The organism is Amycolatopsis aidingensis (assembly GCF_018885265.1).
In the GTDB taxonomy this organism is placed as follows: Bacteria; Actinomycetota; Actinomycetes; order Mycobacteriales; family Pseudonocardiaceae; genus Amycolatopsis; species Amycolatopsis aidingensis.
In genome coordinates, this window is record NZ_CP076538.1 from 4,642,521 (window position 1) to 4,659,436 (window position 16,916).

The window sequence follows — 16,916 nt, forward strand, 5'->3', positions numbered from 1 at the left end:
TCAGTTGTCCATCGCTTCGGCCAGGCTTTTCGGACGCATGTCCGTCCAGTTCTCCTCGACGTAGTCAAGGCATTCCTGGCGCCCCGCCTCCCCGAACACCACAGTCCAGCCGGCGGGGACCTCGGCGAACGCAGGCCAGAGCGAATGCTGGTTCTCGTCGTTGACCAGCACGAAGAAGCTGCCGTCCGGATTGTCGAACGGATTCGTCATCAGCGTTCCCTCCCATTGTCGTCCACCAGCCGGTCACGCAGGACCCGTCCGATCTCGGCGATGGGCTCCGGACCCATCAGTTCGTCATGCTTGCAGCGCAGCTCGTGCACGCTCAACGGTCCTTCAACAAATTGATTCCAGGCGAGCGGATCGCCCGCGGGTTCGGTAATGGCGGCGAACATCAGTGCGCCGCAGGCCACCCGCGTGCGGGTGGGCTCGCCGGCGAGCTCGAAGCTGTTCGCCATGACCCGGTGCAGCGCCCGGATCTGCGTTTCGTCCAGTTCGGCCAGTACGCTGCCGGAGTCACGCAGGATGCCGACGACCTCGGCGAAGTCGAGCGGACCTTGGTAGGCGTCCGCGTCGATCCCGACGAACCGCAGGATCCCTTCCAGGAACTGGTTCTCGTCATACGACCGCGACGTCCCGGCCTGCCTGTGTTCGGTGCGCGGGTAGGCGTCCAGGATGGCGAGCAGGCCGACCCGTTCTCCCTCGTCCTCGAGCAGGCCGGCCATGGCGTGCGCCACGTTCCCGCCCAGCGACCAGCCGAGCAGCTGGTAGGGGCCGGTGGGCTGGACCTTCCTGACCTGCCGTACGTAGTCGGCCGCCATCTCCTCGATATCGGCAGGCAGCGGCTCCCCGGTGCCGATCCCCCTGGCCTGGATCCCGTACACATCGTGCGCGGCGGGCAGGTGCGGGGTGAGCGCGGAGTACAGCCAGCTCAGACCGCCGAGGGGGTGCACGCAGAACACCGGGGTGCCCGCGCCCCCGGTGCGCAGCGGCAGCAGCACCTCGAAGGAGCTGCCCGCCGAGGACGCCGCGATCCGTTCGGCGAGTTCGGCGACGGTGGGCGCGTCGAACAAGGTGCGCAGGGTGACGTCCGCCCCCAGGGTGGAGCGGATCCCGCTGACCAGGCGGATGGCCAGCAGGGAGTAGCCGCCGAGATCGAAGAAGCTGTCGTCGATCCCGACCTCCGGCACGTTCAGGTGCTTGGCGAACAGGTCGCACAGGGCGCGCTCCCGGTCGGTGCGCGGCGCCCTTGACCCGGCGGGCCGCTGCGGCTCCGCAGGCACCGGGTCGCCTGCGGGCGGCGCCAGCAGTTCCCCGTCCGGTGCGAGGCGGGCGCGGGGGCCGGTGCGCCACAGCGGGGCCCCCGCGGGTTCGAACGGGTTGGCCACCCCGGCCCCGTCCTGCTCGGTGCGCACGGTCCGGTACAGCTCCCCCGTCGCACCGGGGGGTGCCGGGACGAGCTCGGCGCCGAAGCGCAGCAGCAGGTACTCCCCGTGCTCGGCGCCGCGCCGCCGCAACCGCTCGCGTTCGGCTTCGGACAGCACGTCGATACCGGTGATCGGCTGGTCCGGGTCGGTGGCCATGGCCGCAAGCACGTAGCCCAGCCGCCGCACCAGGGACTCGGCGGTCTCCCGGTGGAACAGGTCCAGGCTGAACTCCAGCGAACCGGTCAGCCCTTCTGGCCGCCCGTCCGCGGCGAAGCTCTCGCTGATGTTGAACGAGAGGTCGCATTTGGCACCGCTGTCCGCGGTCGGCGGCGGGCCCGCGGTCATGCCCTCCGGGGCGGTGTCCTGCCGTGCCCGCGGGGACACCGTGTCCACCGAGGTCAGCATGACCTGGAACAGCGGTTGCCTGGACAACGACCGGGCCGGGTTCAGCACCTCCACCAGCCGCTCGAACGGCAGGTCCTGGTGCTCGTAGGCGGCAAGGTCGGTCTCCCGCACCCTGGCCAGCAGCTCCCGCACCGTCGGATCGCCCGCGGTGTCGGTGCGCAGCACCAGGGTGTTGACGAACATGCCGACCAGCTCGTCCAGCGCGCTGTCGGTGCGCCCGGCGATCGGGCTGCCGATCGGGATGTCGGTCCCTGCGCCGAGCTTGCCGAGCAGCACGGCGCAGGCCGCCTGCACCACCATGAACATGCTGGCGCCGCTATCCCTGGCCAGCGCGGCGAGTCCACCGTGTACTTCCGGGTCGATCCGGATGTCCACCCGTTCGGCCAGGTAGCTCGCGGTGGCGGGCCGCTGCCGGTCGGCGGGCAGCGGCAGCTCGTCCGGCAGGTCGGCCAGTTGCCCGCGCCAGTAGTCCAGCTCGCGGGAGATCCTGCTGTCCGGGTCCTCCTCGGAGCCGAGCAGTTCCCGTTGCCACAGGGTGTAGTCGGCGTACTGCACCGGCAGCGGCGCCCAGTCCGGCGCGGCACCCTCCCGCCGGGCCTGGTACGCGCCGAACAGGTCCCGGCCGAAGGGGTGCAGCGACCAGCCGTCCGCCGCGATGTGGTGCAGCACCAGTACCAGCACATGCTCCCGTGGCCCGGTGCGCAGCACCCGGACCCGGAGCGGGAGCTCGGTGGTCAGGTCGAACCCGCGGCCGACCACCGCGTTCACCGCCTCCGGCAGCTCCTCCTCGGTGACCGGCACCAGCACCGGCTCCGGGGTCGCCTCGGCAGGAGGGAGGATCTGCTGGTACGGGCCGTGCCCGTGATCCGGATAGCGGGTGCGCAGGCTCTCGTGCCTGGTCACCAGGTCGCCGAGGGCCGCATGGAAGGCGGCAAGGTCGAACTCGGTGGTAACCCTGATCACGAACGGCAGGTTGTACGCCGGGGTGAGCCCCTCCAGCCGGTTCAGGAACCACAGCCGTTGCTGCGCGTAGGAAAGCGGGATGACCTCGGGCCGGGGCGAGGGCACCAGCGGGGGCCGCGCCGGCCGCGCCGCGTCGAGCTGCCCGGCGAGACCGGCGACGGTCGGGTGGGTGAACACCGCCTTGATCGGCAGCTCCGCAGCCAGCTCCGCGCGCACCGTGCTGACCAGCCTGGTCGCCGCCAGCGAGTGCCCGCCGAGAGTGAAGAAGTCCTCGTCGATGGACACCGGGTGCACGCCGAGCACCTCGCCGAAGATCCGGCACAGCGCGGCCTCGACCTCGGTCCGCGGCTCGCGCCCCGCGCCTGCCTGCTCCACCGGCCGCTCGGCGAGCGCGCTGCGGTCCAGCTTCCCGTTGGGGCTCAACGGGAACTCCGGGACCGGCAGGACCACCGGCGGGACCATGTACTCGGGAAGGAACTTGGCGGCGTGCGCCCGCAGCTCCTCAGGATCCACGGTATCCACTGTGGATTCTTCGGCCGGGGTAAGGTACGCGACCAGCTGGGCTCCGGCGCCGGTGGCGCGCGCGACCACGGCGGCACCGCCCACCGCGGGGTGCTCGTGCAGCACCGACTCGATCTCGCCGAGCTCGATCCGGAACCCGCGGATCTTCACCTGGTCGTCGGCCCGGCCGAGGTACTGCAGGGTGCCGTCCTCGTTCCACCGTGCGAGGTCCCCGGTGCGGTACATCGCCGCTCCCGCAGCCCCGAAGGGGCAGGCGACGAAGCGTTGCGCGGTGAACGCGGGCCGCCGCCAGTAGCCGCGGGCGAGGTTCGCACCGGCGAGGTACAACTCGCCGGGCACCCCCGGCGGCACCGGGCGCAGGTGCCGGTCGAGCACATGGGCTTGGGTGTTCCAGATCGGCCGGCCGATCGCGGGAGCGGCGGGCCATTCGTCCACATCGGACGGCAGGGTGCCCGCGGTGACCACATGGGTCTCGGTGGGCCCGTAGTGGTTGTGCAACAGGGTTCCCGGGTTGCGCCGCAACGACTGCCGGATGTGCTCACTCGGCACCAGCGCCTCCCCCGCCTGCGCCAAGTGGGTGAGCGCGGGAAGGGTGAGTTGCTGCCGGTTCGCCGCCGCGCACACCGCGTCGATCATCAGGTTCGGTGCGTACAGCTCGTTGATGTCCTGCTCGGCCAGCCAGCGGGCGAACTCGTCCGGGTCCCTTCGGATCTCCTCGTCCGGGATCACCAGGCCGTGCCCGCGCAACAGGGCGCCGAGGATCTCCTGGACCGAGACGTCGAAACTGATGCCGGTGAACTGGGCGACCCGCGCTCCTGGCGCACCGGGAACGGCGTGCTCGTGCCAGCCGAGCAGGTTCCCGATCGCACCCACCGGCATCAGCACACCCTTGGGCCGCCCGGTTGAGCCGGAGGTGTAGATCAGGTAGCCGGGGCTGTGCGGCGTCAGCGGCGCCACCCGGTCCTGGTCGGTTGGCGGGTGGCCGGGGCAGGCACGCAGCACGTCGGTGAACTCGGGATCGTCCAGCAGCACCGGGCTGGTGCCCTCGGGCAGCTCGCGGGCCACGTCCACGGTGCTGATCAGCGCCGCGGGCGCGGCATCGGCGAGCATGAACTCGATCCGCTCGGCCGGGTAACCGGGATCCACCGGCAGGTACGCCGCGCCCGCCTTCAGGGTGGCGAGCAGGGCGGCCACCAGGTGCGGGGAGCGGGGCAGGGCCAGCGCGACGACGTGTTCCGGGCCGATCCCCCTGCCGATGAGCCAGTGGGCGAGCTGGCTGGACAGCCGGTCCAGCTCGGCGAAATCGAGCCGCACCCCCGCCGAGCGCACCGCGAGCTCCGCTGGACTGCGCGCGGCCTGCGCGGCGAACAGCGCGGGCAGCGTGGCCGCGGGCACCGGCTGCGCGGTGTCGTTCCACTCCCGTAGCCGCCGGTGCTCGTGCTCGTGCAGTGCGTCCACTGTGCTCAATGGCCGGTGCGGGTCGGTAACCAGCCGGTCGAGCAGGAGCAGCAGCCGGTCGGCCAGCCGCCGCACCGTCTCCCGGTCGAACAGGTCGGTGCTGAACTCGATCGCGGTGTCGATGCCCTCCGGCGCGCCGTCCGTGCCGTGCTTCTCCACGAAGTGGAACAGCAGGTCGAACTTGGCGATCGGCAGGTGGGTCCGGTACTGGGACACCTCGATGTCCGGCACGCCCAGCTCGGGCCGGGCCACGTTCTGCAGGGTCAGCATCACCTGGAACAGCGGATGCCGGGACAGCGAGCGGGCCGGGTTCAGGATCTCCACCAGCCGCTCGAACGGCAGGTCCTGGTGTGCGTATGCGGCCAGGTCGGTCTCCCGCACCCGGTTGACCAGCTGCCGGAAGGTGGGGTCGCCGGAGGTGTCGGTGCGCAGCACCAGGGTGTTCACGAAGAACCCGACCAGCTCGTCCACCGCCTCGTCGGTGCGCCCGGCGATCGGGGTGCCAAGCGGCAGGTCCTCGCCTGCTCCGATCTTGCTCAGCAGCACCGCGATCCCGGCCTGTAGCACCATGAACAGGCTGGCCTGGGTGGTCCGGCCCAGCCCGAGCAGGCCACGGTGCAGCTCGGGGCCGAGCTCCAGGGTGAGCAGGTCGCCGTGGTAGCTCGCCACCGCGGGGCGGGTGCGGTCGGTGGGCAGGGTCAGCTCCTCGGGGCTGCCCGCGAGTTGCTCGCGCCAGAATGCCACCTGCTCGGCGAGCACGCTGTCCTTGTCGTCCTCTCCGCCGAGCATCTCGTTCTGCCAGAGGGTGTAGTCGGCGTACTGCACCGGCAGCGGCTCCCACTCCGGCGCTTCCCCCGCGCGGCGCGCCCGGTAGGCCGCGCCGAGGTCGCGGGCGAACGGGGCGCGGGAGGAGGCGTCGGAGACGATGTGGTGCAGCACCACCAGCAGCACATGCTCCTCGGGCCCGAGTGCGTACAGCCGCACCCGCAGCGCGGGGTCCTCGGTCAGGGTGAAGCCGCGCGCGGCCTCCGCGGCCACCAGGGACTCCACCTCGGCACCCTCGTCGTCGACCACGGCGAGGTCCACCTGGACCTGGTCCGCAGGCAGCACCACCTGGCAGGGCTCGCCGTCGACCTCGGGGAACACCGTGCGCAGGATCTCGTGCCTGGCAACGACATCGCGCACCGCCGCGGTCAGGGCGGCCCGGTCCAGCGGCCCGGACAGCCGCACGGCGATCGGCACGTTGTAGGTGGCGCCCATCCGCTCCAGCCGGTTCAGGAACCACAGCCTGCGCTGGGCGTGGGACAGCGGAACCCGCTCCGGTCGCGGCCGGGGCCGCAGCGCGGGCCGGGTGCCGCCGGGGCCGCTGATCCGGCCTGCGAGCCGCGCGGCGGTCGGGTTCTCGAACAGGGTGCGGATCGACAGCTCCGCCCCCAGCGTGGCGCGGATCCTGGCGACCAGCCTGGTGGCCAGCAGCGAGTGCCCGCCGAGGGCGAAGAAGTCCTCGTCCACGCCGACCCTGCCGAGGCCGAGCACATCGGCGAACAGCTCGCAGAGGATCTCCTCCCGCGGGCCGCGGGGCGCACGGCCGGAGCCGCTGCCGGTGGCGGCCTCCGGCGCGGGCAGCGCGGCCCGGTCCAGCTTGCCGTTGGGGGTGAGCGGGAGCTCGGCCAGCGCCAGCACCGCGGCCGGGACCATGTGCTCGGGCAGCGTGGCCGCCAGCCGCTCGCGCAGCGGCCCGGTGTCCGTGGTGCCGGTGACGTAGCCGACCAGTTGCTGGTCGCCGGGGCGGTCCTCGCGCAGCACCACGGCGGCGTCGGTCACGCCGGGGATCGCGCGCAGCGCCGAGGAGATCTCGCCGGGCTCGATCCGGTGGCCGCGCAGCTTCACCTGGTCGTCCGCCCGCCCGTGGAAGACCAGGTCGCCCTCGCCGGTCCAGCGGGCCAGGTCGCCGGTGCGGTACATCCGGCTGCCCGGCGGCCCGAACGGGTCGGCGAGGAACCGCTGCGCGGTGAGCGCGGGACGGCCGAGGTAGCCACGGGCGAGCCCGGTGCCCGCGATGTACAACTCCCCCGGCACGCCGGGGCAGGCCGGGCGGCCCGCGCCGTCCAGCACGTACAGCCTGGCGTTGCCATGGGGCCTGCCGATCGGCACCGGTCCCGCAGGCAGCGGGGCACCGGGTTCGATGGTGTACTCGGCGCAGTTGACGGTGGCCTCGGTGGGGCCGTAGACGTTGCGCACCACCGCGCCGGGGTTCCGCTCGCGCCAGCCGGTGAGCTGCTCGCCGAACAGCGCCTCGCCACCGAGCAGCAGTTCCCGCGCTGGCGAGTATTCCCGCGGCAGCGACTCCAGCAGCCCGAGGTGGCTGGGGGTGGCCTTGAGGAAGGTGCACGGCGCCGCGGCGAGCGTTTCCGGCACGGCGTGCGTGGCCGCGCGCAGGTCGGCCAGCTGCACCCGGCCGCCGGTCACCAGCGGGGTGTAGAGCGCGGTGACGGTGAGGTCGAAGGCCAGCGGTGAGTGCAGTACGGCCACCCCGGCGGCGCCGGGGTAGCCCGCGGTCCAGGCCAGGTAGTCCGCCAGCGCCCGGTGCTCGACCACGACCCCCTTGGGCACGCCGGTCGAGCCGGAAGTGTAGATCAGGTACGCGGGGTGGGAAAGGGCCAGCGGGCGGGTGCGTTCCGCGTCCCGCACCGCCTCGCCCGGCAGCCCGGCCAGCTCGCGTTCGACGGCGGGGTCGTCCAGCGTCACGGCCGGGATCCCGGTGCCGGCAGGCAGGGCGGCCGCCGTGCCGGTGTCGGTGAGCAGCAGCGCGGGTTCGGCGTCGGTGAGCATGAAGGCGATCCGCTCGGCCGGGTAGCCGGGATCCACCGGCAGGTAGGCCGCGCCGGACTTGAGCACCGCCAGCAGCGCGACAACGGCCCGCGCGGAGGAGGGCAGTGCCAGCGCCACGAACCGTTCCGGGCCGATCCCGCGGGCGATCAGCAGCCGGGCGAGCCGGTTGGCCGCGGCTTCCAGCTCGGCGTAGCTGAGCGAGTCCACTTCGGACACCACGGCCGGCGCGTCCGGGGTACGGGCCGCCTGCGCGGAGAGCAGTTCGGTGACCGGGCGGTCCTCGGCGGGGCGGGCAGTGCGGTTGTACTCCACCAGCTGGCGGTGCCGCTCCTTGCCGGTGAGCACCTCCAGCCTGCCCGCGGGCTGGTCAGGGTCGCCCACGATGGCGGTGAGCAGCCGCAGGAAGCGGTCCAGCAGGGTGCCCGCCTCGGATTCGCCGAACAGGTCGGGGCGGTAGCTGAGCTTGAGCCACAGCCGCTGCCCGTACCCGGCGTTGAGCAGCAACGGGTAGTGCGTGGCGTCCCCGCCGTCCACGCCGGTGACCCGCAGCCCTTCGGCAGGCTGCCGCAGCGAGCCCGCGTCCAGCGGGTAGTTCTCGAACACCACGAGGCTGTCGAAGAGCTCGCCGGTGTGCCCCGCGGCGCGCTGGATGTCGGTGAGCCCGAGATGCTGGTGCGGCATCAGGTCGAGCTGGGCCGCGTGCATCCGTTCCAGCAACCGGGACACCGGTTCCGCCGGGTTCACCCTGACCCGCACCGGAAGGGTGTTGATGAACAGGCCGATCATCGACTCCACCCCGGGGACCTCGGGTGGCCGCCCGGAGACGGTGGTGCCGAAGACCACGTCGTCCTGCCCGGTGAGCATGCCCAGCAGCACCGCCCATGCGGCCTGCACCACGGTGTTCGTGGTGACCCCGTGGCGGCGGGTGAGCTCGCCGACCGCGGCGGTGGTCTCCTGGTCCAGCTCCCGCCGCAGTTCGGCGGGCAGGCCCGCGGCGGGGCGCTCGGCGCGGGGCGCGAGCCGGGTGGGGCCTGCCAGCCCGGCCAGCTCCCGGCGCCATGCGGCCAGCCCAGCTGGCTGGTCCTGCCGTTTGAGCCAGGCGAGGAACTCGCGGAACGGGGTGACCGGCGGCATCCCTTCCGCGTCCCCGCCGCGCTGGTACAGCTGGAACAGCTCGCCCAGCAGCAGCGGCATCGACCAGCCGTCCAGCAGGATGTGGTGGGCGGTGAACAGCAGCCGGTGCGTGCCGGGCCGCGTGGTCACCAGGGTGAACCGCAGCAGCGGCGGGCGGTCGAGGTCGAACCGCGCCGTTGCCTCGGCAGTGGCCAGCTCGGCCAGCCGGGCCTGCCGGTCCGGTTCGGACAGCCCGCTGAGGTCCACCTCGCGCACGGGTGGTTCCACCTCGTGCGGGATGAGCTGGACCGGTTTGGTCAGTCCCTCGGAGCGGAAGCCCGCGCGCAGGTTGGCGTGCCGGGACAGCAGGGTGGTCACCGCGGCGCGGAAGGCCTCATGGTCGAACGGGCCCTCCAGGTCGACCGCCAGCCGTACCAGGTACATATCCGGTGCCTGCTCGTCGAAAAGGGCGTGGAAGAGCATGCCCTCCTGCAGCGGTGACAGCGGCAGTACGTCCGCGAACTTCCCGCGCGTGGTCATCAGCCGCTCCATTCCGCTTCGAGCATGTCGATCTCCTGCTGGTCCAGGTCCACGAGATCGAGGTCCGATGGCGTGTACCCGCCGTCGCCGGCCGCGCCGGTGCCGCCTGCCAGCGTGCGCAGCACCTGGAACCAGCACTCCGCGAGCCCGCGCACCTCGGCCTCGGCCAGCAGTTGTCCCGGCCAGGACCAGGTGGCCACCAGCGCGGGCCCCTCGGCGCCGTCCATCGCGACGGCGTTCAGGTCCACCGCGTGCGCGACCGGCATCCCGGCCTCGCCCGGCACCCGGCGCAGTACCTCGGACTCCGGGGCGATGGCCCAGTCCCCCTCCGGCCCGCCAGCGCCGGTGCGGCCGAGGTAGTTGAAGCCGAGCTGCGGGCGCGGCAACGCGGCCAGCCGGGCCGCGGTCCGCGGGTTGAGGTATCGCAGCAGGCCGAAGCCGAGGCCGTGGTCGGGCAGTTCGCGCAACTGCTCCTTGATCCGCTTCACCGCGTGCCGTGCGTCCCCCGCGTCCGGGACGGCGCCGGTCCATGCGGCCCGGCCGGGGCGCAACCGGACCGGGCAGAGGCTGGTGAACCAGCCGACGGTGCGGGAAAGGTCCGCCCCTGGCAGCACGTCCTCCCGCCCGTGGCCCTCGACGTCCACCAGCACCGAGCCGTCGTCCTCGGCGCCGGACTCGGCCCGCCAGCGGGTGACGGCCATGGCGAACGCGGCCAGCAGCACGTCGTTCACCCCGCCGTTGAAGGCGGCGGGCACCGAGGTCAGCAGCGGTTCGGTGTGCTCGGCAGGCAGGGTCAGCACCAGGCTGCGCAGCTCACCCTCCCGGTCGGTTGCCGGGTCCAGCTGGCGGTCGGTGAGCAGTGGGTCGGGGCCGGCGAGGGTGCCCTCCCACCAGCCCGCGGTGGCGGCCCGCTCCGGCTGTCGCGCCAGCTCGCGCAGGCCACTCGCCCAGCGCCGCGGCGAGGTGCCGACCGGCGGCAGCTGCGGCCGCTCGCCCGCGGCCACGGCGGTCCAGGCCGCCGCGAGATCGGTACCGAGGATCCGCCAGGACACCCCGTCCACCGCGAGGTGATGGCAGGTCAGCAGCAGCCGCCCAGCCGCGCCGGGGCCCGCGTCGAACCAGACGGCCCGCAGCATGGTCCCGTCCTCGGGGCGCAGCGCGCCGGCCGCCGCATCGGCCTGCCCGCGCAGCAGCTCGGGCAGGTCCGGCTGGGCGCAGCCTGCGATGTCCACCCGCTCGATCAGCTCGGTGGCGCGCACCTCGCCGCGCGGCCGGACCTCCAGCTCCCACTCCCCCGCGCCGCGGTGCAGCACCTGGCGCAGGGCGTCGTGCCGGTCCAGCACCGCCTGCAGTGCCGTGGCCAGCCCGGCCAGGTCCGCGCCTGCCGGGGCACTCAGCAGCACCGACTGGTGGAACCGGTCGATCGGCCCGGCGCGTTCCCGCAGCCAGGCCACGATGGGTGTCTCGGGCACGGTGCCCACGCCCTCGTCCGGGTCCTCCGACAGCTCCGCCGCGGCCGCGCTCGTGGCCACGGCCGCCAGTGCGGCCGGGGTGCGGTGCTCGAACACGTCCCGTGCGGTGAGCACCAGGCCGGCCTTGCGGGCCCGGCCGACCAGCTGGATGGAGATGATGCTGTCGCCGCCGAGCTCGAAGAAGTTCGCCTCGGCTCCGACCTCCGGCAGGCCGAGGACCTCGGCGAAGGCGGTACACAGGATGCGTTCCCGTGCCGAGACCGGGCCGCGGCCGGTCCCGGCCGCGGTGAACTCGGGCGCGGGCAGCGCCCGCCGGTCCAGTTTCCCGTTCACCGTGATGGGCAGCGCGTCCAGCGGGACGAAGGCCGCGGGCACCAGGTACTCGGGTACCCGCGCGGCCACGGCCGCGCGCACGGCCTCGATGTCGGGTTCCTGCTGTCCACTCGGGACCAGATAGGCCACCAGCCGTTTCGTCCCCGGCTGGTCCTCGCGGACGATCACCTCGGCCTGCTCGATCCCGGGCAGACCGAGCAGCGCGGCCCGCGCCTCACCGGGCTCCACCCGGAAGCCGCGGATCTTCACCTGCTCGTCGGCGCGGCCGAGGAAGTCCAGGGTCCCGTCCGGCCGCCAGCGCGCCAGGTCCCCGGTGCGGTACAACCGGGACCCCGGTTCGCCGAAGGGGTCGGCGAGGAATCGCTGCGCGGTCAGCCCCGGCCTGCGGTGGTAGCCCCTTGCCAGGCCGGTACCGGCGAGGTACAGCTCCCCTGGGACGCCGACCGGCACCGGGCGCAGGGCCGCGTCCAGCAGGTACACCCTGGTGTTGCTGATCGGCCCGCCGATCGGGGGTGTGCCGTCCCCGGCGAGCGGGTCGCTCATGGTGGCGCAGACCGTGGTCTCGGTCGGGCCGTAGGCGTTGACCATCAGCCGTCCCGCGGACCAGGTTGCGGCCAGCTCGCCGGAGCAGGCCTCGCCCGCGACCACCAGGGTCATCGCGGCAGGTACCTCCGCCACCGGCATCCCGGCCAGCGCCACCGGCGGAATGGTCGCGTGGCTCACCCGGTGCTCGGCGAGGAACCGCGCCAGCTCCGCGCCCACCGTGAGCCCTTCGCTGGGCGCCGGGACCAGCGCGGCGCCGTTCAGCAGCGCCATGCAGGTCTCCCAGACCGCGGCGTCGAAGCTGGGCGCGGCGAACTGCAGCACCCGGCTGTCCGGCCGGACGCCGAGCCGGTCGGCGTGCAGGGCGGCCAGGTTGCCCAGCCCGCGGTGGGTGACCACCACGCCCTTGGGGGTGCCGGTGGAGCCCGAGGTGTAGATGACGTACGCGGGATGGTCGATGCCGAGCGGGCGCACCCGTTCGGCATCGGTCACCCGGTCCGCGGGGATGCCGGCCAGTGCCTGTGCCGTGTCCCGCTCGTCCAGCACCAGCCGGGCGACCTCCGGTTCCGCTGGCAGCCCCGCGGCCAGTGCGGCGGTGGTGAGCAGCAGTGCGGGCTCGGCGTCGGCGAGCATGAAGGCGATCCGCTCGGCCGGGTAGCCGGGATCGACCGGGACGTAGGCCGCGCCCGCCTTGAGCACGGCCAGCTGGGCCACGACGGTACGCACTGAGCGCGGCAACAGCAGCAGCACCCGGTCCTCGGGGCCGATCCCGTGCCGCACCAGCTGCCGGGCGAGCCGGTTGGCGGCGGCGTCCAGCTCGGCATAGCTCATGCCACCGCCCGGCTCGACGAGCGCCTCGGCATCCGGGTCGCGGTCAACGCGGGCCTCGAACAGCGCGGGCAGCGGGGCGCTGGGCACCTCGACCGCGGTGTCGTTCCACTCCGCCAGCAGCCGGGTGCGTTCGGCCCCGGTGAGCAGTTCGACGGCGGTGAACGGGCGGTCCGGGTCGGTGGCAGCGGCATCGAGGATCCGGTGCAGGCAGGCCAGGATCCGTTCCGCGGTGGCCCGGTCGAACAGGTCCTCGGCATAGGCGAGCACCCCGTCCACCCCGGCGGGGCCCCCGTCCGCGGATGGGCGTTCGGACACGGTGAGCTCGAGATCCACTTTGGACACCGGAAGGGTGGTCTCGTGCCCGCGCACGGTGAGGCCGGGCAGGTTGAACTCGGCAGCCGCGTTGTTCTGCATGTTCAGCATGACCTGGAACAGCGGGTTCCGTGCCAGCGACCGCTGCGGCCCGTGCACCTCGACCAGCCGCTCGAACGGGAGGTCCTGGTTGGCGAAGGCGTCCAGGCTGACCTCACGGGCCCTGGCGAGCAGTTCCCGGAAACCGGGGTCACCCGCGGTGCCGGTGCGCAGCACCAGGGTGTTCACGAAGAAACCGACCAGTTCGGACAGTGCGTCGTCGGTGCGGCCCGCCACCGCGGTGCCGATCGGGATGTCGGTGCCAGCGCCGAGCCTGCTGAGAGTGGCCGCGAAGGCCGCCTGCAGCACCATGAACAGCGTGGCGTCGCCTTCGGCCGCCAGTGCCCGCAACGCGGCGTGCGTTTCCGGGCCGATCCGGAACTCCACCGCCCCGCCCCGGTGCGTGGCCACGGCGGGCCGCGGCCGGTCGGCAGGCAGGTCCAGCTCCTGCGGCGCCCCGGCCAGCCTGTCCGCCCAGTGGGCGAGCTGGCGGGAGGCGAGGCTGTCCGGATCGTCCTCGGCGCCGAGCAGTTCGCGCTGCCAGAGGGTGTAGTCCGCGTACTGCACGGGAAGCGGGGTCCACTCCGGCCGGTGTCCCGCGCTGCGCGCCGCGTAGGCCGTGCACAGGTCTCTTGCCAGCGGGGCACCGGACCAGCCGTCTCCGGCGATGTGGTGCACCACCAGCCCGAGCACGTGCTCGTCCTCGGCGAGCACCAGCAGCCGGGCACGCAGCGGCAGCTCACGGGTGAGGTCGAAGCCGATCGCGCCGGTGCGCCGCAGCTCCCGGTCCACTTCCCCGGCCTCGCAGGGGTAGGTCTCCATGGTGGGCCGCGCCTGCGCGGGGTCCAGGATCTCCTGCCAGGGCTGCCCTTCCAGGTCGGGGTACACCGTGCGCAGGCTTTCGTGCCGGGCCACCACGTCGCACAGGGCTTCCCGCAGTGCCGCGTGGTCCAGCTTCCCGGTCAGCCGCAACGCGAACGGGATGTTGTAGGTCGGGCTGGGCCCCTCGAGCATGTGCACGAACCACAGCCGCCGCTGCGCGGGCGAAAGCGGGGTCCGGTCCGGACGTCGCACCGCGGTCACCGGCGGCCGGGCCGGTTCGGCGGCGCCGAGCCTGGCGGCGAGCTCGGCCACGGTCGGCGCTTCGAACACGGTGCGCACCGCCAGCTCGGCACCCAGTTCCGCGCGCACCCTGCTGGCCAGTTTGGTGGCCAGCAGGGAATGCCCGCCCAGGTCGAAGAAGCCGTCGTCGATCGACACCTCGGGAAGGCCGAGCAGGTCGGCGAGGATCGCGCACAGCTGGTGTTCCCTGGCGTCGCGGGGTGCGCGCCCGCCTGCCACGGTGACCTCCGGTTCGGGAAGGGCCCGCAGGTCCACCTTGCCGTTCCCGGTCAGCGGCAGCTCCGGCAGCACGAGGACGGCCGATGGCACCAGGTAGGCGGGCAGCCGGGCGGCCAGCCGCTCCCGCATGCTGCCGGGGTCCAGCCGCTGCACCCCGGTCGCGGGTACCAGGTAGGCCACCAGCCGCCGGTCCCCGCGGTGGTCGGTGCGGACGGCGACCACGGCGTCGCCGACCTCATCCTCGGCCATGGCCGCTGCCTGGACCTCGCCAGGCTCGATCCGGAAGCCGTTGATCTTCACCTGGTCATCGGCACGGCCGAGGTACTCCAGCCGGCCCGCGGTGTTCCACCGGACCAGGTCGCCGGTGCGGTACGAGCGGGAACCCGGTTCGCCGAAGGGATCGGCGAGGAACCGCTCCGCGGTGAGCGCGGGCCTGCCGTGGTAGCCCCTTGCCAGCCCGGTACCGGCGAGGTACAGCTCGCCGGTCACCCCGGCAGGCACTGGCCGCAGCGCCTCGTCGAGGACGTACACCCGCATGTTGTCCAGCGGGTTGCCGATCGGCACCGTGTCCGGGACGCCGCGGTCCGCGGGCAGCGGGTGGCTGAGCGCGAAGGTGGTGGTCTCGGTGGGCCCGTAGCCGTCGACCACCAGCACCTCGGGGCAGGCCGCGTGCAGGGCACGCACCGCCTCGGCGGGTACCGCCTCGCCACCGGTCCACAGCTCGCGCAGCCCGGCGAGGCAGTCCGGGGACTGCTCGACGACCAGCCGGAACAGCCCCGCGGTGAGCCAGATCGCGGTGAGGTGCTGGGTGCTGACCAGCTCGCGCAGCGCCTCCGCGTCCAGGTCTCCCGGTGGCGCCACCACCACGGTTCCGCCCGCCAGCAGCGGCACCCACAGCTCGTAGGTGGAGGCGTCGAAGGCCTGCGGGGAGTGCAGCAGCACCCTGCGGTGCGCGGCGCAGCCGAGCCGGCGGTCGGCGGCGAGGTCGGCCACGTTGCGATGGGTGACCGCGACACCCTTGGCCACCCCGGAGGAACCCGAGGTGTACATGATGTACGCCAGCCTGCGTGGATCGCGTGGCCCGCTCGCCGGGACGGGATCGGGTTCGGTGTCCTTGGCGAGGGTCTCCAGCGCCACCACCGGGACCGCACCGGCCGTGGGCTCGTCCCGTGGCCGGAGGGTGAGCACGGCGCTGGCCGCGGTGTCCCGCAGCACCATCCGACGCCGCTCGGCCGGCCAGCGCGGGTCCAGCGGTACGTAGGCCGCGCCAGCCTTGATGGTGCCGAGCAGCGCGGCGACCAGTTCCGGGCCGCGCGGCAGGGACACCGCCACCCGGTCCTCGGCCCGCACTCCCGCGGCGTACAGGGCCGCGGCGACCCGGTTCGCCCGCTCGTCCAGCTCCTGGTAGGTCCACCGCAACTGCCCGCAGCAGACCGCGACGGCTTCCGGCGCCCGCCGCACCTGTGCGGCGAACCGCTCGTCCAGCATGGCGGGTTGCCCGGTGTCGGTGCGGGTGTCGTTGCGCAGTTCGAGCAGGTCGGTGCGCTGCCGCCGGCCGAGCAGGTCCAGCTCGCCCAGCCGCAGGTCCGGCTCCAGCGCGACCTGGTCCAGTAGCCGCAGCAGCAGATCGGACAGCTGCGCGACGGTGTCCCGGTCGAACACGTCGGTGCGGTACCCGATGACCCCCTCGATGCCCTCCGGCGCGCCGTCCTGGCCACGCCGCTCGGTCAGGGCGAGGTCCAGGTCCACCTTGGCGGCCGGCAGTGTCACCGGGTGCGGCTCGACGGCGACCCCTGGCAGGTGGAAACCGGCGTCCTGGTCGTTCTGGAAGGTCAGTACCACCTGGAACAACGGGTTGTGCGCGGTGGAGCGGCGCGGGGCGAGGTCCTCGACCAGCCGGTCGAAGGGCAGGTCCTGGTGGCTGTACCCGGCCAGGTCCACCGCGCGGGTGCGGCGGAGCAGCTCGGTGAACTCCGGGTCGCCTCCGGTGTCCACCCGCAGCACCAGGGTGTTCACGAAGAAACCGACCAGTTCGGACAGTGCGTCGTCGGTTCGGCCCGCCACCGCCGTCCCGATCGGGATGTCGGTGCCAGCGCCGAGCCTGCTGAGCAGGCCGGCCAGCGCCGCGTGCAGCACCATGAACAGGCTCGCGTCGGCGGTGCCTGCCAGCTCGGCCAGCCGGGCGTGCACGGCGGGGTCCACGGTGAACGCCACCGAGCCGCCGTGCTGCGAGCGCACCGCGGGGCGTGGCCGGTCGAACGGCAGTGCCAGCTCGGCGGGCGCCCCGTCCAGCTGCTCGCGCCAGTACGCCAGCTGTTCGGCCAGCACCGACCGCGGATCCTCCTGCGCACCGAGCAGTTCCCGTTGCCACAACGTGTAGTCCGCGTACTGCACCGGCAGTGGCGCCCAGTCCGGTGCAGCGCCCCGCAGGCGCGCGGTGTAGGCGGTACTCAGGTCCCGGGCCAGCGGCCCGCCGGACCAGCCGTCCCCCGCGATGTGGTGCACCACGATCAGCAGCACCTGCCTGCCGGGACCGGTGACGAACAACCGGGCGCGCAGCGGCAGTTCCCGCGCGAGGTCGAACCCGCGGGCCACCACCTCGCCCAGCGCCGCGTCCAGTTCCTCCTCCGGCACCTCGGCCACCGGCAGTTCCGGTTCCACCTCGGTGGCGGGGAGGATGTGCTGGCAGGGTTCGCCGTCCCGCTCGGTGCACAGGGTGCGCAGGCTC

General features: G+C 73.4%; 3 protein-coding genes (1 of these 3 only partly in view). All 3 read right to left on the minus strand.

Features of this window, described 5'->3' with window-relative positions; all coding sequences use genetic code 11:
• Tightly spaced (each overlapping or abutting the next), the 3 genes in view from KOI47_RS21355 to KOI47_RS21365 form a layout consistent with a single transcriptional unit that may run on beyond the window.
• Positions 1-210 carry an MbtH family protein gene (locus KOI47_RS21355; protein ID WP_269756645.1) on the minus strand — a complete coding sequence of 70 codons (210 nt, stop codon included), beginning with the start codon at positions 208-210 and terminating at the stop codon, positions 1-3.
• Positions 210-9,257 carry a non-ribosomal peptide synthetase gene (locus KOI47_RS21360; protein ID WP_216206355.1) on the minus strand — a complete coding sequence of 3,016 codons (9,048 nt, stop codon included), beginning with the start codon at positions 9,255-9,257 and terminating at the stop codon, positions 210-212. Before KOI47_RS21360 ends, KOI47_RS21355 begins: the two co-directional genes overlap by 1 nt.
• On the minus strand, positions 9,257-16,916 hold the 3' portion of the coding sequence (locus KOI47_RS21365) for a non-ribosomal peptide synthetase (protein ID WP_216206356.1). Its footprint extends 3,317 nt past the window's final position; the window shows 7,660 of its 10,977 coding nt (coding positions 3,318-10,977); the start codon falls outside the window, past its right edge; its stop codon occupies positions 9,257-9,259. Before KOI47_RS21365 ends, KOI47_RS21360 begins: the two co-directional genes overlap by 1 nt.

What these genes read in the sequence shown, in the direction of transcription:
- KOI47_RS21355 (WP_269756645.1), bottom strand. Translation starts at nt 210, where the DNA reads ATGACGAATCCGTTCGACAATCCGGACGGCAGCTTCTTCGTGCTGGTC.
- KOI47_RS21360 (WP_216206355.1), bottom strand. Translation starts at nt 9,257, where the DNA reads ATGACCACGCGCGGGAAGTTCGCGGACGTACTGCCGCTGTCACCGCTG.